Source organism: Arthrobacter sp. ISL-48 (assembly GCF_018613805.1).
GTDB lineage: Bacteria > Actinomycetota > Actinomycetes > Actinomycetales > Micrococcaceae > Arthrobacter.
This window is the reverse complement of sequence record NZ_JAGGPL010000021.1, coordinates 39,023-60,545: the sequence shown is the minus strand read 5'-3', so window position 1 is coordinate 60,545 and position 21,523 is coordinate 39,023. Positions and strand designations below refer to the sequence as shown.

The following is a 21,523-nucleotide window of genomic DNA, read 5'->3' as shown; positions in this document are numbered from 1 at the left end:
CCGTCATCGACGCCGCCGAATGCCTTCTTGAACCATCCCCATATCCCCATGGGCTGACTATATCCGGGAAGACCCGTCGCCCTGCTTTGAACCTTCCTTCCGGGTGCCTAGCCCTCATGCTAGCTTTGCCCCAACAGCGCGCGAGCACAGTACCTATCAGGGGACAGCATGGTTGATGTGACATTGGACCCGGAAATCTTTGACGCCCAGGGAGAGGCTTACCCGGATCCGGAGGAAGGCTGGAACGGGCCGTCCCCCGTCTTCCTCGTCCAGTCTGACCAGACGGAACAAGCCGCCCAGGCACTCCACAGAGCCATAATCCGGTGCAAGTTCGTTGGCACCAGCGGCAGAGAACTTACGCGGGAAGAGGATGCCACGGGAGAGGAGTACACCGCCAACTATTATTCGCCCGTCTACCTTACTGATGCAGGCCCCATGGCCTATCTGGACACAAAAGGTGAATTGCCGCGAGCCATGGGGGAGGCAATGCTCCGCATCCTCGTGGAAGAACTGACCGCCCAGGGAATTGATGCCTACCTGACAACGCCATCTTTAGACCCCGATGAGGAGTGGCAGTGGCCAATCTGGGAGCCGGACGAGGGATAGGAGCGCCGGGCCGCCGTTCCTGCTGACGGGTCAGTGACGAATCCCGCTGATCAGGCTAGTATCCGAGCAGACGCGGTCGTTGGGGGCTGCCGATTGTGTTCGGGGACCTGGATGAAGCTTTTGGGAGTCTTGACTGGGCTCGTCATGGCAACTGCGTTGTCCGCTTGCGTTGCTCTGGGCGGGGGAAACCGGGCTGTCTCCCCCTCGCCGACCGTGTCCTCGCAAACCGCTTCCGGGCCTCGTACGCCGGCCCCGCTGCTCGGGTCAGCCGGTACCTTTCACATACGGGACTCCAACGGCTACACGTTCGATCTCATCTACAGCTACGCGCCGGCACGGATAAAAAGCCGGCCCCTGGTGATGGCCAACTCCCATATGGCCGAGGTGCAGATCGAGGCCCAGTACAGCCTGCAAATCATCAACACCACACAGGACCACGCACTGTCCTTCAAGCCGTCGTCTATCTGGGAAGCCACTTTCGGGCTTTACGCCTTCTGGGAGTCGCCCAACCTGATCTGCGACGGAATTCTTGGGCCAGGACGTGCAGGAGATTGGTGTGCGGTAAAGCTTGCCCATTTCCACATTGATCAAGAGGTCCCTCCCGGTGGCTCAGTTCAACTCACGGCACACCCCGGCTTCTCGGACTCGTATCCGGTAGACGCCGGAACCGTGGCTGTGAACCCCTCAGATGCGCTCGACATCAGAGATGCACTCGCCCGTCCGGACGACTATGGCATGGATTACCACGGAAGCGACGGCGGGCGCTTCATCGATAGTTGCCCCCTTCAGGGCCGGGAAGGATTTTATGCACCGGAGGACAGCACAAGGGTTATCGACTGGCCTCTGCAAATTGCCGCGCGCGGTGGCACATGCCGGGCGTTCATGGAGCAAAGCATCTTTCCAACCAACGCCAAATACGTGAATCCGAACGATGAGTACACCTACCTCGATTGAACATGCCAGGCAACAGCTCAACCAGGATTACCCGCGTCCCGCTTCAGCGACGACGCTACGATGACCTATCCCCGGCAGAGAGCAACTCCGCTCACACATTGTGAGGCCGGGTCTTACCGGGGCAACACCATGAATGTTAGGTTGTGGCTCACTGGAAAACCTTATGAGGGGGCAACGTGGGCAAGGTGACCGTAGACCCGCACATCTTGGACGGGCAAGGCGAGGAATGGGAGGGCGGCGGCGGCCGGACCGGTCCGTCACCCTTCTTCATCGTCACTTCAGACCAAACAGACCTAGCTGCGAAAGCCCTGTACAAGGCCATAATCCGGTGCGGGCACGTATCTGAATCCGGCAGGGAGCTGACGGACGAAGAGCTGCATACGACTGCGGAATACACACCCAACTACACATCCCCGGTCCGCCTCACCGATAAAGGCCCGATGGCCTACTTGGATACAAAGGGCGAATGGCCTCTGGAGATGGCTGAGACAATGCTGCGCATCCTCATCGAGGAAGTAAGCGCCGTGGACATCGACGCATATCTCACAACGCCACCAATAGGCCCGGTACCCTCACGGGACTGGCCAGTATGGGAGCCACTGGAGTAAAGCACTCGCAAGGGTAAGGGCGGTCAGAATCTCCGCACCCCACGCGCCTGGGCCCCTTTCCCGGTAGTGGTCCCTCCCCTCCTGACCGTTTACCGGGGTCGCGCGCGTGAGCGTCGATAGATTGTGGACGCCCGGTATGTTCTTCAGTCGTCACTGGTAATTCTCATGGGGAAAATGAAAAAACTGCTACCGGCCTTGACCGCGGTATCGCTGCTGGTCGGGCAGCGCCCCCTGTGCTCCATGAGCGAATCCGTTGGTGGTCACATGTAGTGACCTGCGCTGCATATCCCGGATCGTGACGGACCGATTACTCATCGGTAGGAATCGCTAGAAAGAAACGGCAGCCACCCCGCTAGGGTGGACGCATGCCTCAGGTACGCGCCGAACGCTTCATCAGACTCGATCCCGAGACAGCTTTTGCGTTCTCCCAGACCACCGGCGAGTTCCGCCTGAAGTGGGACCCCTTCATCTCGGCGCAAGGCTGGATGGACGGTGCGCTGTCCGCCGGCAAGGGTGTCCGCACCCGGACAGTCTCGAAGATGGGGCTGGTGATGGTGAGCGAATACGTCTCCTTCGTCCCGCCCCGGAACGTCGGTATGACCATGGTGTCCGGGCCGTGGTTTTTCACAAACTTTGGCGGCGGGTGGCGGTTCACCGCGGACGACGGCGGCACACGGGCGGTCTGGAAGTACACCTTCTCCTGCCGGCCGGCGTGGCTGCGGCCAGTGGCGGAGAGGATCGGCAGTTGGTTGCTGGGCCGCGAGATCGAAAAGCGCATTGAAGCCTTTGCCCGGGCGTGCGAGGACCCGCAGCTCGTGGCGGAGTGCCGGCGAAATATCGCCGAACGGAGCTAGCCATGGCCGATCATCGTGATGATGCATGCAACTGCCGGCAGTGCGCGGGGCCCCTGGGCTGAGGCGGGTTTTGTCATAAGCGGCGAGTGTTTGCTCCGTCATGGCCAAGCAATGTTTAGTCTTTGTCAGGATGCCATTGACGCACGGTTGCCCCGGCGGGGGTAACCACGCCGCCGGTCATCTTGTCCGGACGTCCGCGTCTGTTTGTTTGAGTGCTCGCAGGGACAAGATAGCTCGGGCTGCGAAGGTGATGCCGGCAAGAAGTAGAAGGACTGCCGAAACGACGGAATACCAAACTCCACTGGAGGTCAGTGCAACTGATACGCCGATGAGAGAGAAAATAACTGCCCCCAGCGACCATATGAACGTATCTCTTCTGGTGTTATTCATGAGTCCCATCCTAGGCAGCCTGCGGATGGCTAGACATCCGCCCCGGTGTCGCTGGGTGGTTGATCTTTCCTTGCGCGAGCCCGCAACCCGACGATAAGGAACGTGATGCCCATCGTGAAGAATGCGATCCAGGACACGTTCCCCAGAACCAGCATGGCGACAGCCAGCGCGAGGAACACAATCCCGAGTGGCAGGAATGCTGTGCTTTGGGACGATCGGCTCTTTAGCTCCGGCATGCGCGTTTCCTCTCTGTTGTCTCCCCGACGCTACGTGGGCGAACGGGACGGCACAACCGGTTCGCCTCCTTTTACGCCGGGCTGTAAGTCTGCCTAGTATCACCCCGGTAGCGGTTCCTGAGATAGCGGAATGCGCGCCGCTTCGAAGAACACGCCATGTGCGTGGGTCTTGCGTTAACAGGATGATGGGGAAATGTTCGTGCTGATTGCCCGCCTGGATGAGTTCGGACACGTAGGCCGCAAAAACCAAACTTTAACATCTATTTGGTCGGGCAAAGTCGCAGGCGACACCGCACTGCATGACCTCTGGTCCGAAGGTACTTCCGGCGGCAAGTCAGAGGAGGGGTGCTTGAATAGTTCGGATGGTGCCGTCGCCGAGGTTGACGAGTGCGCGTCCTGGTATGCCGCTTTGGGTGAGGTGGGTTCGGGTCAGTGATACGCCGATTTGTCCTCCTTGGAGGGTTGCCGTAGGGCTGAGGAGGGCTCCCCTGCGGTTGGTTTTCATGTCAATTTCCCAGCCGCTGAACACGCTGGTACCGAAGTCCTCGACGCTTCCGGCCGCGATGAGGGCACGTTGTGTCCCTCGGGCTGAGCGTAGATAAGTTTTGAGCCATTCGCGGGCACTTGGGTCTTGTATCAGCTCGGCGTCGTCAATGATCAACGCCAGGCATCCAGGGCCTGCGGTCGCGGTCGTAAGGCTTTCGACCTCGAGGTTGAGCGGATCGAATGCGGCACGTGTTCCCGGCTGATCTGTTTGTTGCCACAGGGGTGAGCTCTGCGGTGCAATGATGACAAGTTCTGTGCCGTTCCGGCGAAGAGACTCGGCTGCGGCGAGGGCCATGGTGCTTCTACCGCTTCTCGGTGCGCCGGCGATAAGGAAGCTGGGCGCGCCGGTTTGGAGATCCACGTGGATGGTGTCGAGATCGTCACCGCCGACACCGATCATGGCAGTCAGTGGAGAGCTCTGCCCGGCCCGGTTGTTCCATACTTCCTCGAAGGCGATCCGGGTCGGGAGGGTGCGCAGCGTCAGTGGCCGGTGACGGGCATTCCTGTTGGCCAGCAACGCTTGTGTTTCCAGGGCGATGGCTTGAAGCGCCTGGATCTGGGCTTGCCCTGCAGGGTCCGGTGTCAGTAGGGCGATCTGCGTTTCGGTTGCGGTTTCGGCCGCGAAGGCGCGCCCGGACGGTATGTTGTCCGGGAGTTTGCGTGGTTGGAGGCCGCCCATGGTGTAGTCGCTGCGGTCGGAGAACTTCAGCATGAGTTTCCAGTCGACCAGCGAGGACATCCGCGGGGTGAGGAGCTGCTTGTCGCCGGTAATGACGCAGTGAACTCCGGCAGAGGCTCCTTCACGCAGCATGGTCAGGACTTTCTCGGCCAGAGCGCTGGTTCCTCCCTCGCCCAGGCTGGTGAGGAATCCCTCCCATTGGTCAAAGAGCACGACGATGTGCGGCAGTTGTTCCGCGCTACCGGTGTGGGCCCGCTGTTCTGTGAGGTTGGCGAAGCCGGCAGCGGTAAAGTCCCGCTGCCGGGTCGAAATTTGTGCCAGAAGGTGATCCAGAAGCCGTTCGACACGTTCGGGCTGCGCCCGTGTGGCGACCGCCCCGCAATGTGGCAAATCAGTGAGTACCAGCAGGCTTCCGTTGCCGAAGTCCAGCCCATACACATGAACATCGTCCACCAGGGCCGATGTGGAGATTGATCCGGCGATCGTCCGCAGTGCCTGGGACCGGCCGCTGCGCGCCGATCCGGTGAGGTACAGGTGACCGAAATGTTGCAGGTCAAGTGCCAGCGGGAGTTGGCTTTGCTGGTTTGGCAGGTCTTCCAGGCCGAAGACGATCGGGGGGATCCATCCGGGCGGGGCATCATCGGGCCGGGATGGTGCGGTGACATCGGCCAACGTAAGGTTTTCCGGCAACGGTGGCAGCCAAGGTGTGCTCTGAGCTGCCATCTGCAGTTGCTGCGCGGCTTGGGCGATACCCTCGACCAGGACCATGAGGTCGGTGGTCTCCTCCTGTTCCTTTAGCTCTGTCGTTGCCGCGGGTCGCGGCTGACCCAGTTGCGACCATGGCATTGGTACCACCACGGGTTCGGGTGCAACGGGCGTGTTTTGGCCGGGGCGCCGTCCGCCGACTCTGGCTGCCTGTAACGGGCGCAATGCTTCAGCGCCGGATCGGAGGTATGCGCGCCCTGGTGTGGATTGGGATATCTTCGCAGCGTCCGGGGCGGCCAGAATGTCCAGGCTGTCCCCGACGTCGCTTACTCGCAGAGCAATCCGCAGATTCGTATTTGCACGGATGTCGGCCGTGATCGCGCCGCTGGGTCGTTGGGTCGCGAGCACAAGGTGGATCCCCAGGGACCGGCCCCGTTGGGCGATATTGACGATGCCGGTGATGAAGTCCGGCAGTTCCGTTTTCATGGCAGCGAATTCATCGACCACCAACACCAGCCGCGGCATTTTTGGCACGCCTGTGTCCCGGTCGGAAATGATCGTGTAGTCCTCGATGTCCTTCGCTCCAACAGCCGCGAGCATGTGCTCGCGGCGGCGAAGCTCGGCCCCCAACGATTCGATGGCCCGGCCCACCAAGTGTGTATCCAGGTCCGTGACGGAACCAACCGTGTGCGGCAGTGCTACGCAGTCTTTGAACGCGGCCCCGCCTTTATAGTCGATCAGCACGAAATTGAGCGAGTCAGGTGTGTTCACCAACGCCAGCGACGCCACCATGGTCTGCAGGAACTCGGATTTACCGGCCCCGGTCGTGCCACCAATCAAAACGTGTGGGCCGTCACGGCGCAGGTCAACGCTGAAAGGCCCTTCCGCGTCCACACCCAAAAGCGCTTCCGTGCTCCGCCCGGAACGAGACCAACCCTCCACGACAGCCTCGACAATATCCCGTTCGATCCCTGCCACCTCCAGGAACCTGGCTGAAGCGGGGATGGAACTCTCAGCATCATCGCCGGCATCACGAAGAGGAGCCAGCCGGCGTGCTGTCCAGTCCAGCCATGCGGCGCTGACACGGTCCGCGGCAACGGCGTCGCGGTCCGGCTCACGCTGCTGCCGCAATGCCCATCCTCCGTCCTGGTTTTTCCGGAAGACAGCGTTGCACTCCTGTGGCAGATGCTGTTCCTGGGTGTCCAGGCATACCGTGTACACCCCGACGGCAGGCCCGTCCTGCAGCAGCTGGGACAGTCCCGGCCGGCCCCGAAGATCCCACACGCCATCAATGAGGACCACCACGTCAGGGTCAGCGAATTCGATCCTGGAATCCGCGACGCGCACCCGCTTGCGTTCGGCAATCAACGCCGCCAACTCACCGAGGCGCTGGGAGATGCTCACAGGGTCCGAACCCACCAAGGCAAAAGAGCGCTCAGGAGTCGGTGACTGAACGTGCGGCAACCAACGAACCCAATCCCAGGCAGGCTGCGCATCCGATGCAGTCAACAGGTACAACCGCACATCCCGTGGGCTTTGGGTCACGGCCAATTGGGCCATGACCCACGCCCCTATTTGGCGGGCGCTCTCCTGATCAGCACTGATCCCCAGGATCCCATGCCGGGGCAAAGCTACTGTGACCGGCACATCCTTCGCCTCCCAGGTAACCTGCCGCTTGTGCTCAACCTGTTTGGGATCCTCCAGGACCACATCTGAAGGCATTGAGGCCACGCCCAGACGCACCGAGAGGTAATCCGGGTTGCTGCGCCTGCGCTCCCACAAACGTGTGCCGGGTGTCGCGGCAATCAATCCTGCCGTCGCGGGATCCGGACTGAGCAGACGGGCTTCCTGCTCAAAGGCGACCAGTGCTTTCCGGGCGTCGCCCTCAATCGTGCGTTTCTCCGTCCGGTACGCGTGCACCCGATCCCGGTAGCTTTCTTTTCCTGCCTTTTTGGACTGGAAGTAGCTGGTAAACATCAACACCGGTGACAACAACCCGAACAACAGGTACATCGGCCGGGCCATGACAATGGCAAGACCTGCTGAAACCGCCAACGGAGCCATCGCCATCAGGATCGGAAGCGAACGCTTACCGTCCTCCTGCGGCTCTGCCGGGAGGCGGAACTTCGTATTCCTGGACGGCGGGAATAACCGGGGAGGCCTGTTGAAGTCCAGTTTTCCGGGTTCATCGGAAACCTTCAACGAAGCAACCTCGACAGGGGCGAGGGCCAGGGCCAACAACACGGAGCCGACCCGAAGGAGTTCACCGTCCGCCCAGCGGACCTTCGCCCTGACCGGCTCGGAATTCAATGCCAACTCAACATCGCCATGAGCCCGCTCAACCCAGACACCGTCTGCCGCTATATCGAGAACGGCGGCCAAAGGCGGCAACCCCTCACCGTCAAGCACCACAGAACATTCAGCACCAGCGCCGATACTCAGCCGCCCGGTACCGGCCACGTGAACCGCCCCGGCCTCACCGCCAACCACGAGAATCCGCACAGTGCCAGTATCGGGCGATGAAGTCCCTGCCCGCACAGGCAAAGCGGCATCCGCACTGATCACCGCCCCGTCATGAACCCCGGCTTCAGCCCAGGCAACGGCACCGTCCCCGGTCCGGAAAGCAGCCCAATCCCCGGCGGCAGCGCTCAATACCCGGGAAGCATTGGCCTCAGGTTCGGCTTCCACGACCATATCGACTGCACGGGAACCTGAAACGTCAACGACGGTGAACTGCGTATACACAAGACCCCTAATAGAATAATGAACAAGCGAAGCGTCACCGCAAGCCTACCGAAATGACAATTGCGGGACTCCTTGCCCATACTGCGCTCCCCGGCCCAACGGCAAGTCATCGATGGTGTCGCGGGAGTCAATGAAGACAGCCTTCGCGGCCGGTGCCGTCGAAGGGGTTTCAGTGTTGTGGGTGTCATGTGTACCTTATGACTGTGCTGATGAAAGCACACTCTGCCAAGCGATTAAATCAAACTTTGCCCATCAGAACCTGGAACGTGGCTGCTACCGTCCTGCGAAGTACCAACTGCTGCAAACAACGGTCAGCCCCGACTAGGGCCGGACGAGTAATCCGCATCCGTGCTGTTCACGTCACGCGCCGCGACTGTCGACAGCTACTGCCTCGGTAACTGGACCCATCGCCCCGCGCTAGCGACTTCCTCGCCCCCTTGGCGACAAGCCGACTGTAGGCGGTATCCCGGAGCTGACGTGATGTACTTCGCTGGGGAACCCGCTGGCTTGCGCCAAGGCACCTCCGACTGCGTCCAACGCTGTTCAAGCATCATCTTGCCGAAAACCCTCTGACGCTTTTAGCGGGCCGCTGCATTGGCCCATTCCGCGGCAGGAGTCGATCCTGGCAGGACAGGAAGTCTTCCCTGCCGTGCGCTAAGCCGGAACCAACACCGTACGCTTCGGCGCATAGGCACTCCGCTGTCCCTATGCGTGGACCCGCCCCCGGTTACCGTCGTCCGGACGGAGCCCCCCGGCCCACGACGGCGGATCGGGGGGCTCCACGTGCCGGAGGCGCCGAGGCGTCCGGGCCCGTTTGTCAATGGATGCTACCTGCCGATCTGGCTGGCCAACTGCTCGTCGGTGCTGCGGAGTGTCTCGGCTGCGTGATGGAGGTAGTGGGAGAGCCCGTCGAGACCGCCGATGGTCTGCTGTGCACCCTGGGTGAACTGCTGGTACTCAGCCTCGTAGGCTTTGGAGGATTTATCAGTGACGTACCCGCTGGTGACAAGGGCCTGGATCTGCTTCTGAAGTTCGCCCAGTTTCGCTTCGAGGTCCGCTTTACCTGTTTCCAGACTTTTCGCAGCCGTATCGAGCTCATCAAAGGTGACATTGAGGTTCGCCATTAAGTGGTTCCTTGATTATGAGGGAAAAGCATGATTACACCATTGACTTTAGAAAACCCTTGCCGGCAATGCAACCCGACGCGGTGCCTCGCAACGGCGCTGGGCGTGCCCGGCCCTCCAGTGGTGAGTACGTCGCCTACACTCGAAGGGATTCCCACCCTCTTGTCCGCGAATGGAAAGTGCTGTTGTGCCTGAAGGCGTCGTTTCCGCGTCATTGCCCCGCCGTGCCGCCTGCTACCTCATTGACCTTGCCGTTTTCGTTATACCAGCGTGCCCGGCTGTTCTGCTCCTGATCCCCAAGGGCTTCATCCCGGTACCGGGACCGGGAATCCTCGGGCTCCTGACCATCGCAGTAATCGGTGCTGTGTACGGCCTGGTTCTTGCGGCGATGCTCTCCAAAACGGGTCAGTCGGCCGGTGGGCGGCTTCTGGGACTGCGGGTCCTTGCGGAGGACGCCAAGGCGCCGGCGCCCTTCGGCCAGACGGTTAAGCGTGGCATCGCTTCGCTGGGTGGTTTGTTGCTGGCTGGCGTCGGGCCGCTGATCTTCGTGGTGGAGTTCCGGAAAAGGGGCAACGATCAGGACACCTGGTTGCATAGGCTGGGCGAGTCAACGGTCATCGACATCAACGCGGGTGTCGATCCCCTCAATCCCGCGCCTTCGTATTACTCGCCAGTGATCGAGGACTGGGTCCGACCCGGGACAGCCGCGATGGTGAAGGTTTTCCCGCCCAAGCTTCCGGTCTGGTCGGATCATTCACGACCCGCGGTAACCGCCGCACCGCAGCCTTCCGTGCCACAGGTTGCAACCCCGTCAGCGCCCGCGCGTCCACGCCTGCCGCGGTGGGTGGTGCCGGCTGTTCAGGGCGTCGTCGCGGTGGTCGTCATCGGTGCACTCTCTATCACCTCTGCCTGGGGTGTCGGGTTCCTGCAACCTTTGGAGCGTCCGACCCGGCCCAACCAAATCAGCGCCGCTAATCTTGCCCTCCTTAAGCCTCCGCTCACAGCAGGGGCGGGCACGGGTTTCCCCGGATACGAGGTGGGGCCCGTTTGGCGGAAACCGCTCAGCGCCACAGCGCAGGCCACCGCGGCGCAGGCCGGCACGTTCATTTTCGATAACCGTGCCCTGACGATTCTGGACAATGCCACCGGAACAGTCCTTAGTGAGCAGGCAATCGACGGTGACGTGTTGTTTGCCCAGGAAACACAAATCAGCGGTGAGCCCGGCATGGTCTGGCGCATCGGCGACACGCTTCACGGCTGGGTGCCTAGCTTGGGCAAGGCAGCTGCAGTCACGGCGAAGATACCCGCTGATGCGGCGATATCCACTGCCGGGACTGATTTGTTGATCACCGCGCGTGACGGGAAACTCTCGACGCTGACCAAAACAGGGCTCACCGAGCTGACAGCCATCGAGGGAAAGATCGCTCTTGGGGTGGACGGGGACAAACTCCTCAGCGCCAAATACTCAGGGTCCCTGACCCTGAGCAGTCCTGACGCGAAAACGCGCCAAGACGTCCCGCTGAACGCTCCGGAGGAGAACCAGCAGGTCATGAAATGGGTGACCGCCGGGCATGGACTGGCCGTGATTTTGTGGTCAGCCTTCCCTGACAGCCATGACCCGCAGAACCCGGTGACAGTGGCCGTATACCGGGAATCCACGGGTGAATTGCTTTCCAGCATGGATATCAGCTACTCGCGGGTTGAGGAAGATCCCGCATGGGTGCGGGGAAACGGCTTCGTTTGGGCCGCTTTCGCGGGGTATGCATATAATCAATCGATTGGATTACCAGTATTGGACCTCAAGGCCCAAGGCATCAAACGTTCCGGCATTCTCGCCGACGGGGTCCTTGGTGCTAATGATGAGGGCCCTGTGTTTATCCAGTCCAACAAAGTGACGCCCTACAACGGGGTGACACCCTTGGCGATCAGCCCCAGCGGGGCGATCGTCAAAACCAAAGACAACGAAATATTAGTATTCGCTGCCAAGTGACAGGGCTGCGGCGCACAGGAAACTAGAGGGGACTAGATCATCGTGGGACAAGCCGCGCCAAAAAAAGTCACAGCACTGCGCATTGGTCTGGCAGCCTTGACCGTCAGCAGCCTCTTGGGCTTGCCGGTCGTCGCCTCGCAGGCAGCGACATCTGCCACTGTGGCGGGAACAACTACCCCGACCCCCAGCGCACCGGTGAATGGAAACCTCCCGGACCAAGCATCCGTGACGCCAAGCCCAGTTGCTTCCACAGCAACCGCGGCACCCTCGACGGCCCAGCCGTCACGTTCCCAGACCCAGACCCAGACGCCGCCGGCCGTCTCAGGTCCGATCACGGTCACGGTTGATCAGGTATCGGCCCAGCCGGGCGGCACGTTCACCGGCAGCGTGATGGGCCTTGATCCCCTGTTCCCGGCACAGGCAACATTGACCAGGACCTACCCGTCAAGGCCTGCGGTCACATCCACATGCGTCCTCACCCCGCAACCGGCGAACCAGGATCTTTCCTGCGCGCTGCCCGGCGACCAAGCCCAGGGTGCCTACGACGTCGTCGTAGCCCAGGCTGACGCCGGGGGCAAAACCCGAACGGGCACTTCAACCACTGTCTACGTCGTGCAGACCCCTGTTTACGACCCGCACGTCACAGGCCCGAACCTGCCGATCGCTCCGGGAACATCCGCCAGCATCAAGGGCACCGCATTCGTCCCCGGCGGCACTGTGACTCTCACCACGAGCAGCTTGCTGCTTCCCGGCGGAACAGCAACTGTGGACGCCGGCGGTAATTTCGATTTCGTCCTGACTCCGAGCCCTTTCACCCCCGAGGCCCAGTATGTGGTGAACGTCGTTGATGACACCACAGGTGTCAATGCCCAGCTTTCGGTTTACGTGCTGCGCGCCAACGCCTCGCTCGCATCCACCGTCAACACCGGCGTCGTGGGCGGGTACAACACCACGATCAGCGGTACCGGCTTCGCTGCCGGGTCCTATGCGCTCGACCTGACCCTTTACAACTCCGACGGAACCACCATCGTCACGCAGCTGGCGAAGAACGTTGCCGTCAAGGACGGTGCCTTGGCCAGCACATCAGTGACCATCCCGGCGAACACTCCTGCCGGGTTGTACCAGGTCGCAGCTACATCGGGCCAGGCCCGGCTGGCCGCGACGTGGATCGCCGTGTTCCCGGAGCCCACCGTGGTGACTCCTGATAAACCGGGGCTCCCTGTGGTCACCCCGGTGGTCCCCATCGTTCCGGTCGCTCCGTTGCCCAGCGACCCCACGGTGCAAGCACCGGCACCCGCTCCGGTCCCCCTGATCCACCAAATCATCGCAGCACCCACCACAGACCCCTTCACGCGGCTGCTCACGGACAAGGTCCCGGACCTGAATTCCTCAACCCCGAACGCCGCCAACAGTGGCCTTCTCAGCCAAGACCCCACCCCTGAGGTCTTCGGGCAAACACCTGGATCACAGACCACCCCAACCACTCCGGAAGGGCCCACTGCAGCCGCCACAACCCAGGTAAGTGCAACCTCGGACTTCCCATGGTGGGTTCTGATTCTCGTCGGCGTCCTCGCAGCCGGACTTGGCCTGGGCGGCGGTTACGGCATAGCCGCAACCGGTCGCAAACGACGCTAAAACCCAGTCATCAGGCGGTCGGACACGGTCGTGCCGTGACCAGACCGAATATGACTATCATCTAGCTAAATTAAGAGTCGATTGATTTTCGAGAACATAGGTGGTGATCTGCATGGCGGATGTGCGTGTCGATGGCGCGGCCCTGGAGGGCTTTTCCGGGTCGTTGTCCGCCCACGCGGGAGAACTGGAGCGCCGTGTTCTGGCATTGCAGGCCCGCGCAGGCCAGGTATTGGGCAGTTCATGGCAGGGAACCACAGCCGATGAACTCAACAGCACCTTCAGCAGATGGGTCCACGGATCCAGAGGGGTTTGGGAAGCACTGACCGCCCTGTCAACGTTCGCTGGCGTGAGTGCCTCGACCTTCACCATCACCGACGAAAGCCTGGCGAAAATCGCCGCCGCAGCGACGGGGGCCGCAGGTGTGGCAGCAACACCACCGGCAGCGTCCTCAGTCCCCTCGCGTGAACGCGCCGGTGCCCAATGAGCTCCACATTCGAGGCCGACGAATCCCAGATTGCCGTGCTCCTGGAAGAGCTCGCGGCCGTGACAACATACGCCCGGGAACTGCTGGACCAGGTCACGTCCGGCTCGGCCACCGTCACCGCGGGGTGGGACGGGGCCGCGGCCCGGAGCTTCGAAGCCCAGATGGCCCGGTGGCAGAACGAATCAAACGCAATGGTCACTGAGGTAGACAACTTCATCAGCCAGGTCTCCCACGCCAAGGGACAGTACGACCAGGCTGGAAATGCCCTGAAGCAAGGCTGGATCTGAGAATATGCGCATTGTTGTCAATACCTCGGCCTACGAACAGGCATCAGCCGAATTGTCTTCCGCGCAAGTGTTCGTGCGCCAGGCGCTTGACGGTTTGAGCAGTGGCCTGGCCGGTGCGCACCAAATGGCCGGAAACGATGACGCCGGCGCGAAGTTCGCCAACGATTACGACGAAGCGGCCCAGAACCTTGTCAGCGGAATCACCGATGCCGTGACCGGTGCCGGGGTGCTGGCCAAACTCCTGGCGGACACGGCGAATGTCTGGTCAGATGCTGAGCATTATGCGTCGGGCGGGATCGCACCGCTGGGGCTTGCCGCGTGTACTGCCGATACTTCGGACTTGTCCGGGACGTGCTCGCTGGTATCCCCGACCGCGCTGGGCGGACGGAGTGATTTCGTTCCCGAGGGCTGGGAATGGGTCCAGTCGGTGGTCGGGGCCGTCTGGCCCAACGGGGACGCGGGCAAGCTCAGGTCCGCCCGGACCGCATGGCAGCGTGCCGGGGATGACCTGTCCAGCGCTGCAGGGAAAGTTGACGCCGCCAGCACCGCACTGGGCGGGCTGGTAACCCCCGAGCTCAGCCTGGTGCAGGCCAAACTGGAGCAATACCGGGGCTACCTGAACGACCTGTCGACCAGCTCGCACGCGCTGGGACAGGGTTGCACCGAGTACGCAGACGGTATCGAAGAGGCCCATGCTGCGATCATTCGGGAACTCCAGGAACTCCTGATCACCACAGTGGCAGTGGAAGTCGGGGCAGCAGTTCTCGCGGCGTTCACTTTCGGCGCGTCCGAAGTCGTGGGCAACGCCGCGCTCATGGCGAGGATAGGTCTCACCGGCACCCGGGTCGCGGCGATGATTGCCCGGCTCGTGGAAGTCGCAGCCACCGTCGGTGCCAGAATGGCCGGAATCACCGGGACCATTACCCGGACCGTCGGGATGCTACGCGAGATCAAAGTCGTCAAAGCCCTCACCTACCTCGGCACTAAAGCCCCGGCCCCTATCAGGGCCATGACCGGGATCGCGTTCAACTCCGGAGTCAGCGTCGGCATGGACGCCGCCATGCACGGCGGCGTCCCAACGAACATTGCCCACGACATCCTCCTCGGCGGCATCTCAACAGTCGGTGTCGGGGCAGCAGTGAACAGTTTCAAAGCCGGAACGAGAGCGGGGCTCGCCCGCGACGTGGTAGCCGGGACCAGCAAGATGAGCAAGACGATCGCGGGCCAGCGAGTCGCGAATGCAGCAGCTAAGGTGGAAGAACTCGACTCAATCGGGATCGTCCACTACGGTCCAAGCGGTGCCACTATGTCAACGAGAGACCTTGTCCACCCGCGCGCTGACCTTGCAAACAATAACTATCCCGGACAGAGACCCAAGCCTGGTCTGACAGCCGACAGTCCGCTAGTTCAGCGACAGATACCGGAGGACTTCAGGATGTGGGACGGGAAAACCAGGCAAGAGTACACCCAAAAGTACGCTGACGGAACCTACCCGAATGGCGCTCCGCGCATCAGGAGCGATGCTTGGCCCGACGATCAGCAACACCCTGAAGGATTCCTCACGCCGGAATCCAGAGTACCTGTCGTCCTTCAACCGGGCCATCTCATCGACCGCTACGGTTTGCCAGATGGGAGGTTCAGCTCTCCAGTAGGAGAGAATTTCCCCGACCGCGGGCTGCCGGACTTCAGCCTGGAAAAATTCGATCCACAGGATGGATACCATCAATACGAAGTCCTTCACGACGTTCCTGCTTGGGGCGGCCCAGCCGGACCAGCCATCGACAAGCGCGGAGGCGCAGTGCAGTACTACACCAACCTCACCATCCGGGAGCTGTTGGCAAAAGGGTTCATTAGAGAGGTAACACCATGATTCCCAAGACTGTTTCCGAACTTCAGTATCAGATCGCGCAAACACGGATAAGCCCCGCGAGCTACTCAATAGGCGAATTCGGGGATGATCGATCGTGTATCGTTCAGGCCCCCGATGGCGACTGGGAAACGTTCAACGGTGAACGAGGGAAAAAACTTGACCTTCGCCGATGGGATGACGAAGGCGACGCCTGCGTCTTCTTCGTGGGCACGCTCTGGGCACAAACGATGCAACTCCTCCACAAAGACAACCTCTAGCGTGCCGTGGCTCACGGTTCACGTTGCGATGGAGGTCAATACAATCTTTTCAAAGCCGCTGCCCTGAATGCCACGGCATGCCCACCAATTGATGAGTGGACACCTCGTGACCTTCCTTTGCCTAGGCCGTGCAGTGTCTAAAACGATCTGCCGGAATTCGGACTCATAAGAGAGGTCACGCCATGATGCTGCCAATGAACGTCGGGCAATTGGAGTACGCGCTTCAGCAGGCTGGCATCGATCCGGAGGCTTACTGGATCGGCGAATTTAGAGATGAATACGCCTGCATCATGCAAGCCGAGGACGGGATGTGGGAAACCTTTGTTGGGCAACGCGGCCAAAAGACGATCTCCGCCGGTGGGACAACGAAGGGGACGCTTGCGTGTTCTTCATCGGCATGCTCTGGGCAGACATAGCGGCCTACACACAGGCATCAGCCGAATTGACTTCCGCGCAAGTCTTCGTACGCCAGGCGCTTGACGGTCAGGTCTTGCGCTTATGCGCCTGGCACCAGCCCGGCCGGGATATCGCGAAATCTAGCGACTTGACCCCTAGCGCATAATCCTGGCAGACAGCGCCAGGACCGCGGTCAAAGACCCCAGGATGATGGCTAGACGTGAGACATACTCAGTAACGGTCATCTCGGTGCACCTTCCATCTCGCCGATGCACCATAGCTAGCCATCCATGCTCAGCGTTGGCCATAGACGAGGGAGGTATTGGCTCAAGAACGGAGAACATCCCCTGAGGTTCAGAATTCGACTCCCGGGGGCTGTGCCATGAACGTTCTTCAAGCCCTCAGCTCAGTCAGAACATGGTCAGAACTGGGTCAAAGCTTGTCAGTCTTGTCATCACCTTTATGGCCGGTACCCCGGAGGTTTTCCTGGACCTTGCCGAAGAGATCCTTGATGGTGGATTCGGTATTGGTGAGCATATCCGGCTGGAGGTACACGTGCTGGCTGCCCGGAAGGCTGTAGCTGGACTGTAGGCCCCCACTGCCATCCACTCCCTGCAGCGCAATGGTCACCCCGCCCTCCTTGCGGGCAATGGCCGCGATTTTCCCGAACACCATGGTGAATTCGTCGGGCTCGAAACTCACGGTCTGTCCAACGTGGGTCCTATTGAGTTCGCTGGCCGGCGTCGCTTTCTCGTTGCCAGTCCCCGTGTAGTTCATGGTGTTCTCCCTGACGTAATTGGCGACTTATGCGAGCAGTCTAGCGCCGCCCGTGGCCCGGTACATAGCCCGTGGATGCCTGGACAAAGCCTTTGCGCCATGATCACTACTACTGCCCCGGCCCGGAAACGGACTGACTTTAGGCGCAGGCCCCCAACCCTGCCAGACTGGATTCGAATGCAGCCGCGACGGTAAAGGAGCCCCCAAATGGCGCAAGATCAGCGAACATCAGCCCGCCCCAACCGGGTCACTGAACTCTTCGGCATTGATCTTCCGGTTATTCTTGGGCCCTTTGGCGGCGTGTCCTCCGTGCAGCTCACGGCTGCCGTCAGCGACGGCGGCGGCCTGGGTTCCTACGGCCTGTACGGCTACGACGCCGAGGCCATTCACAAGACCGCCGGGCAGCTCAAGGCAGCGACGGCCAGGCCCTTCGCCCTGAACCTCTGGGTGCCGGACGGCAGCGAAAACACGCCCCTCGCACAGGCGGACTACGACCGCTACGTCGGTATTCTCCGCCCCTACCTTGACGAATTGGACCTCCCGCTTCCGGAGATGCCCGAGCGATATCTCCCGGATTTCGCCGAACAGGTGGCCGCTACCCTGGAGACGGGTCCCGCCGTCGTCAGTTTTGTGTTTGGCGTCCCCGCTCCTGAAATCATCGAGGAGGCGCACCGGCGTGGAATCGTGGTGGTGGCCACGGCCACTACCGTGACGGAAGCCTTGGCCTTGGAGGCCGGCGGCGTGGATGCCGTGGTGGCCACCGGGATGGAGGCAGGCGGACACCGGGTCTCCTTCCTGAAGCCCGCCGAGACATCCCTGATGGGTACCTTTGCGCTGGTTCCCCAAGTAGCCGACGCCGTCAAGATCCCGGTGATCGCCGCAGGCGGCATCGCGGACCGCCGCGGCTACCGGGCCGCTTTGGCCCTGGGCGCTGACGCCGTGCAGGTGGGCACCGCGTTCCTGGCCACCAGGGAGTCGGCTGCCGTTCCGGAGTACCGTGCCATCCTCCGCAGTCCGGCGGCCGGGGAAACCGTGCTCACCAGGGCCTTCAGTGGACGGCTGGCGCGCGGCATCCCCAACCGCGTCGTCGCCGATCTCGCGGACCCATCCAGGATCGCGCCCTTCCCTGCGCAGAACTGGTTGACGGGCCGGTTCCGCCCGCAGGCCGCGTCCCGGGGAAAGACGGAGCTCATGTCCCTGTGGGCAGGCCAGGCCGCGCCCCTGATACGGCACGACTCCGCTGCGGATGTCTTGTCCGAACTGCTGGCAGGTGCACCAGGATTGTAGGCTCGTTTCAGCCACGTCCCTGAAAGACTCCGGATCCGGCGGATGCTGACGTTTGTCCTCCTGCCTGGATGATCACGATCCGGGCATCAAATCTCCCCAGTTGCTCGTGGCATCGTTGACTCAGGCAACACCGGCGGCAATGGTTGTGCCATGACGTCTCAGCGATTCTCACAGGGGTTTGTTATCACGACGGCGGTAGCCGCGGCGGCGCTCATGCTCACCGCGTGCGGCCCCGCCCAGCCACAGGGCCAAGGGACGACACAGCCGGGCACCAGCTCCGCCAGCCCGTCCACGACGTCGGCGTCCCCGAGCGCGTCGTCGAGCGCGTCCTCGCAATCGTCGTCGCCGTCCACACCTGCCGCTACCGCAGGGCCGGCGCTCTGCAAAGCGGTCAGCCTTTCAGCCTCAACGGATGCAACGGGCGGCGGGGCGGCGGGCAGCATCTACATGAAGCTGCTCCTCACCAACACCGGCGCCGAGCCGTGCCTGCTCAGTGGCTTCCCCGGCGTTTCACTGGCCGCGGACGCGTCGGGTGCACCCATCGGCGCCCCGGCCAAGCGCGACGAATCGGCTCCTGCCGCGGACGTCCTGCTCGCGCCGGGCCAGTCGGGGTCTGCCGTGCTCCGGTACACCCACGCCGAGAACTACCCTGACTGCACCGGCGTGGATGCCGGCGGCTATCGGATCTACCCTCCAGAGGACACCGCCTCCATATTCCTGCCACAGCCCACAAAGGCTTGCAGCAACGCGGAAATCGAACTGCTCACCATCGGGACCTTCCAGCCGGCCTAACGGTGCGGCTGGTCGGGCCCGGCTGGGAGAGGCGCGGCTGGTCGGGCCCGGCGTGCTTTGAGCGTCCTGCGTCAGTGCGCCGTCGTGGTGCGTCCTGCCCGTGAAGTGCCGCGTGAGAGCGCCACGCCCAGGCCAATCATGCCGAGGCCGAGGACCAGGTGCAGCCAGTTGTCAGCTGTGTTGAGTGGCACGAAATTCGCCGCGCTGTCCTGTCCCACCAGAAGGCCGTACACCCAGAGGACAAGATAGATGGCCCCGCCCACCAGCAAGTAATTTCGGGACTGGGCTGCACTGCGCGCCATCGCGATGCCCGCTGCGCCGAACAGGAGGTGGACGATGTTGTGCAGGACAGACACCTGGAAAACTCCCAGCAGCATGGCCCCGGACTCGTGGCCTGCCATGCCCAGCGACCCATAGTTGCTGGTGATGCCCGGGATGAAGCCCAGGATACCGACCAGCGCGAAGACCACGCCCACGGCAAGCGCTGCTTTCTGGATGGTGGTCCGGCCTAAAGTGCGTCCGTCTGAGTTCGTTGTCATGATCACTCCTGGATTTATTCGTCGTTGAACGTGCACATTGCCTGCCGGCGGAGCCACAATCATCGACTTAAGCACCGACATCGTAAGTATACTTATCAAATCATTGAGTGATCAGTCAGGTTCATAACGGACCCATCACAAATGGCCGCTTTGAGGGGCCGCACAGACCAGAGGCAGGTTGAGCGTGCATGAAGTCACTTTGGTTGGACCGCGAGGAAACATTCACTCCTGACGCCTTCGAGCCGGGCAGCAGCTACGACGCGGTAGTGGCAGGCGCCGGGCTTACCGGACTGGTGACCGCGCTGTTGCTCGCCAGGTCTGGACAGAAAGTCCTGGTCCTCGAAGCCCGGTACCCCGGCGCCGTCACCACCGGCAACACGACGGCGAAAGTCACCCTGCTTCAGGGCACCGCACTGTCGGCCTTATCCAGGCAATACTCACAGAAGCAGGTAGGCGCCTACGTGGAGGCAAACCGGGAGGGGCAGGCGTGGCTGCTCCGCTACCTCGACGAGCACAACGTTCCTTACCAGCGACGGGATGCCTACACGTACGCCGCGAGCGCGCAAGGCGCTGAAACCCTCCGCGAAGAGCTGAGTGCGGCGGCCACCGCGGGCCTTGATGTGGACTTCGTGCGGGACGCCGGGCTGCCCTTCGCGGTGCATGGCGCCGTGCGGCTGCCTGACCAGGCGCAGATCAACCCCATGCATGTCCTGGACACGCTTCTGGGCGACGTCAGGGACCGGGGCGGAAGCATTGTCTGCGGAGTGCGGCTCCGGGACGTCACGGGAAGTGGCCCCGCCACCGTGCACACAGACCAGGGAAGCGTGACGGCCAACGAGGTTGTGCTCGCCACGGGGACCCCAGTCCTTAACCGCGGCCTCTACTTTGCCAAGCTGAAGCCGAACCGCTCCTACGCGGCCGCGCTGGAACTGCCTGCAGGTCAAGTGCCACCGCCCGGGATGTACATCTCGGTGGAACAGCCCACGCATTCTCTCCGCGATTACGAGACCGGCGGCCGGAGACTTTTGCTGGTGGGCGGGCACGGGCATCCGGTGGGACAGGCGACGTCGGAAAAGGAACACCTTTCCGGACTGCTGGCGTGGGCCGCGGAGCATTTTCCGGGTGCGGTACCCACGCACACCTGGTCGGCGCAGGACTACCAGGCCACCAACCTCATGCCGTTCTTCGGCAAAATGCCGCGGGGCCACGGGCACGTGTTCATCGGCACGGGCTACAACAAGTGGGGCATGACCAACGCCGTGGCCGCGGCCCTGGGCATCTCCGCGGATATTCTCGGCGGCCAACTGCCCTGGGCGGACACCATCCACCACCGGGTCACTTCACCTGCAGGCGTCCTCTCCGCCGTCGGGCTGAACGGAGGGGTCGCAGCCAAGTTGGCCAAAGACTACGGACGGGTGGCCGCGGGCGGCAGCACGCAAGGGACGACGGCGGACGACCTCGAGCCCGGGACGGTAAATGAGCCTGCCGACGGCGCCCGGCCGGATCCCGCTGTCCGGCCTGCCGACGGCGAAGGCAGGGTTTTCCGCGAGGGATCCCGGCCGATAGCGGCCTCCACGGTCAACGGAACAACATGCCGGCTCTCCGCCGTCTGCACCCATCTGGGCGGAATCGTCCATTGGAACGACAGCGAGCTGACCTGGGACTGCCCCCTTCATGGATCCCGTTTCAGCAGCGACGGGCGGTTGCTCGAAGGCCCTGCTACCAAGGATCTCCCCCGGACAGACTCCGCTTGACCGCAGGG

The 21,523-nt window shown here is 62.2% G+C and carries 19 protein-coding genes; 14 read left to right on the top strand and 5 right to left on the bottom strand.

Annotated features, from left to right (window positions below; all coding sequences use genetic code 11):
* Positions 1-168: 168 nt before the first annotated feature.
* The 4 genes from J7E83_RS17615 to J7E83_RS17600 all read left to right on the top strand — a co-directional run bounded on the left by J7E83_RS17615 (position 169) and on the right by J7E83_RS17600 (position 3,022).
* Entirely contained in the window at positions 169-606 is a 438-nt protein-coding gene (locus tag J7E83_RS17615) for a hypothetical protein (RefSeq protein WP_214964840.1), read from the top strand.
* Positions 607-963: 357 nt separating this feature from the next.
* A complete protein-coding gene (locus J7E83_RS17610) occupies positions 964-1,560 on the top strand; it encodes a hypothetical protein (RefSeq protein WP_214964838.1) in 597 nt (198 codons plus the stop codon).
* 176 nt (positions 1,561-1,736) lie between these two features.
* On the top strand, positions 1,737-2,168 hold the full coding sequence (locus J7E83_RS17605; protein ID WP_214964836.1) for a hypothetical protein: 432 nt from the start codon (positions 1,737-1,739) through the stop codon (positions 2,166-2,168).
* Positions 2,169-2,533: 365 nt separating this feature from the next.
* Positions 2,534-3,022, top strand: coding sequence for an SRPBCC family protein (locus J7E83_RS17600; protein ID WP_214964834.1), 489 nt, complete (start codon positions 2,534-2,536; stop codon positions 3,020-3,022).
* 419 nt (positions 3,023-3,441) lie between these two features.
* Here the strand turns inward: J7E83_RS17600 and J7E83_RS17595 are convergent, their stop codons facing one another.
* From J7E83_RS17595 to J7E83_RS17585, 3 genes are all read right to left on the bottom strand, one after another.
* Positions 3,442-3,648 (bottom strand): hypothetical protein, encoded by a 207-nt coding sequence (locus J7E83_RS17595; RefSeq protein WP_214964832.1) that lies wholly within the window; start codon positions 3,646-3,648, stop codon positions 3,442-3,444.
* A gap of 334 nt (positions 3,649-3,982) precedes the next feature.
* Positions 3,983-8,323 (bottom strand): FtsK/SpoIIIE domain-containing protein, encoded by a 4,341-nt coding sequence (locus J7E83_RS17590; RefSeq protein WP_214964830.1) that lies wholly within the window; start codon positions 8,321-8,323, stop codon positions 3,983-3,985.
* Between the two features lie 827 nt (positions 8,324-9,150).
* Positions 9,151-9,447: a WXG100 family type VII secretion target gene (locus J7E83_RS17585; protein WP_214964828.1), complete on the bottom strand. Its 297-nt coding sequence runs from the start codon at positions 9,445-9,447 to the stop codon at positions 9,151-9,153.
* Between the two features lie 172 nt (positions 9,448-9,619).
* On the opposite strand from J7E83_RS17585, the gene J7E83_RS17580 reads away from it, so the two are divergent.
* The 7 genes from J7E83_RS17580 (at position 9,620) to J7E83_RS17550 (ending at position 16,386) form a co-directional block, all read left to right on the top strand.
* Positions 9,620-11,437, top strand: coding sequence for an RDD family protein (locus J7E83_RS17580; RefSeq protein WP_214964826.1), 1,818 nt, complete (start codon positions 9,620-9,622; stop codon positions 11,435-11,437).
* 225 nt (positions 11,438-11,662) lie between these two features.
* Positions 11,663-13,072, top strand: a complete 1,410-nt coding sequence (locus J7E83_RS17575; protein ID WP_214964824.1) for a hypothetical protein — start codon at positions 11,663-11,665, stop codon at positions 13,070-13,072.
* A gap of 112 nt (positions 13,073-13,184) precedes the next feature.
* The gene (locus J7E83_RS17570) at positions 13,185-13,556 is read left to right on the top strand and encodes a WXG100 family type VII secretion target (protein ID WP_214964822.1); all 372 of its coding nucleotides are present in this window, start codon (positions 13,185-13,187) and stop codon (positions 13,554-13,556) included.
* A complete protein-coding gene (locus J7E83_RS17565; protein WP_214964820.1) occupies positions 13,553-13,843 on the top strand; it encodes a WXG100 family type VII secretion target in 291 nt (96 codons plus the stop codon). Before J7E83_RS17570 ends, J7E83_RS17565 begins: the two co-directional genes overlap by 4 nt.
* A 4-nt stretch (positions 13,844-13,847) precedes the next feature.
* On the top strand, positions 13,848-15,713 hold the full coding sequence (locus tag J7E83_RS17560) for a TNT domain-containing protein (RefSeq protein ID WP_214964818.1): 1,866 nt from the start codon (positions 13,848-13,850) through the stop codon (positions 15,711-15,713).
* On the top strand, positions 15,710-15,970 hold the full coding sequence (locus J7E83_RS17555; protein WP_214964812.1) for a hypothetical protein: 261 nt from the start codon (positions 15,710-15,712) through the stop codon (positions 15,968-15,970). The genes J7E83_RS17560 and J7E83_RS17555 overlap by 4 nt, the downstream gene beginning before the upstream one ends.
* Positions 15,971-16,152: 182 nt before the next feature.
* Positions 16,153-16,386 carry a hypothetical protein gene (locus tag J7E83_RS17550; protein WP_214964811.1) on the top strand — a complete coding sequence of 78 codons (234 nt, stop codon included), beginning with the start codon at positions 16,153-16,155 and terminating at the stop codon, positions 16,384-16,386.
* 412 nt (positions 16,387-16,798) lie between these two features.
* On the opposite strand, the gene J7E83_RS17545 is transcribed toward J7E83_RS17550, so the two are convergent.
* The gene (locus tag J7E83_RS17545; RefSeq protein ID WP_214964809.1) at positions 16,799-17,143 is read right to left on the bottom strand and encodes a hypothetical protein; all 345 of its coding nucleotides are present in this window, start codon (positions 17,141-17,143) and stop codon (positions 16,799-16,801) included.
* A 207-nt stretch (positions 17,144-17,350) separates the two neighbouring features.
* On the opposite strand from J7E83_RS17545, the gene J7E83_RS17540 reads away from it, so the two are divergent.
* Both J7E83_RS17540 and J7E83_RS17535 read left to right on the top strand, forming a co-directional pair.
* The gene (locus J7E83_RS17540; protein ID WP_214964807.1) at positions 17,351-18,430 is read left to right on the top strand and encodes a nitronate monooxygenase family protein; all 1,080 of its coding nucleotides are present in this window, start codon (positions 17,351-17,353) and stop codon (positions 18,428-18,430) included.
* A gap of 150 nt (positions 18,431-18,580) precedes the next feature.
* On the top strand, positions 18,581-19,222 hold the full coding sequence (locus tag J7E83_RS17535) for a DUF4232 domain-containing protein (protein ID WP_214964806.1): 642 nt from the start codon (positions 18,581-18,583) through the stop codon (positions 19,220-19,222).
* A gap of 71 nt (positions 19,223-19,293) precedes the next feature.
* On the opposite strand, the gene J7E83_RS17530 is transcribed toward J7E83_RS17535, so the two are convergent.
* The gene (locus J7E83_RS17530) at positions 19,294-19,761 is read right to left on the bottom strand and encodes a DUF4383 domain-containing protein (protein WP_214964804.1); all 468 of its coding nucleotides are present in this window, start codon (positions 19,759-19,761) and stop codon (positions 19,294-19,296) included.
* 188 nt (positions 19,762-19,949) lie between these two features.
* On the opposite strand from J7E83_RS17530, the gene J7E83_RS17525 reads away from it, so the two are divergent.
* A complete protein-coding gene (locus J7E83_RS17525; protein ID WP_214964803.1) occupies positions 19,950-21,515 on the top strand; it encodes an FAD-dependent oxidoreductase in 1,566 nt (521 codons plus the stop codon).
* Positions 21,516-21,523 lie beyond the last annotated feature (8 nt).

Bases quoted from the DNA above. Each gene is read 5' to 3' on its own strand.
- J7E83_RS17580 (WP_214964826.1), top strand. From the start codon at position 9,620: ATGGAAAGTGCTGTTGTGCCTGAAGGCGTCGTTTCCGCGTCATTGCCC.
- J7E83_RS17555 (WP_214964812.1), top strand. From the start codon at position 15,710: ATGATTCCCAAGACTGTTTCCGAACTTCAGTATCAGATCGCGCAAACA.
- J7E83_RS17565 (WP_214964820.1), top strand. From the start codon at position 13,553: ATGAGCTCCACATTCGAGGCCGACGAATCCCAGATTGCCGTGCTCCTG.
- J7E83_RS17525 (WP_214964803.1), top strand. From the start codon at position 19,950: ATGAAGTCACTTTGGTTGGACCGCGAGGAAACATTCACTCCTGACGCC.
- J7E83_RS17540 (WP_214964807.1), top strand. From the start codon at position 17,351: ATGGCGCAAGATCAGCGAACATCAGCCCGCCCCAACCGGGTCACTGAA.
- J7E83_RS17545 (WP_214964809.1), bottom strand. From the start codon at position 17,143: ATGAACTACACGGGGACTGGCAACGAGAAAGCGACGCCGGCCAGCGAA.
- J7E83_RS17550 (WP_214964811.1), top strand. From the start codon at position 16,153: ATGATGCTGCCAATGAACGTCGGGCAATTGGAGTACGCGCTTCAGCAG.
- J7E83_RS17600 (WP_214964834.1), top strand. From the start codon at position 2,534: ATGCCTCAGGTACGCGCCGAACGCTTCATCAGACTCGATCCCGAGACA.
- J7E83_RS17615 (WP_214964840.1), top strand. From the start codon at position 169: ATGGTTGATGTGACATTGGACCCGGAAATCTTTGACGCCCAGGGAGAG.
- J7E83_RS17570 (WP_214964822.1), top strand. From the start codon at position 13,185: ATGGCGGATGTGCGTGTCGATGGCGCGGCCCTGGAGGGCTTTTCCGGG.
- J7E83_RS17595 (WP_214964832.1), bottom strand. From the start codon at position 3,648: ATGCCGGAGCTAAAGAGCCGATCGTCCCAAAGCACAGCATTCCTGCCA.
- J7E83_RS17585 (WP_214964828.1), bottom strand. From the start codon at position 9,447: ATGGCGAACCTCAATGTCACCTTTGATGAGCTCGATACGGCTGCGAAA.
- J7E83_RS17535 (WP_214964806.1), top strand. From the start codon at position 18,581: ATGACGTCTCAGCGATTCTCACAGGGGTTTGTTATCACGACGGCGGTA.
- J7E83_RS17560 (WP_214964818.1), top strand. From the start codon at position 13,848: ATGCGCATTGTTGTCAATACCTCGGCCTACGAACAGGCATCAGCCGAA.
- J7E83_RS17530 (WP_214964804.1), bottom strand. From the start codon at position 19,761: ATGACAACGAACTCAGACGGACGCACTTTAGGCCGGACCACCATCCAG.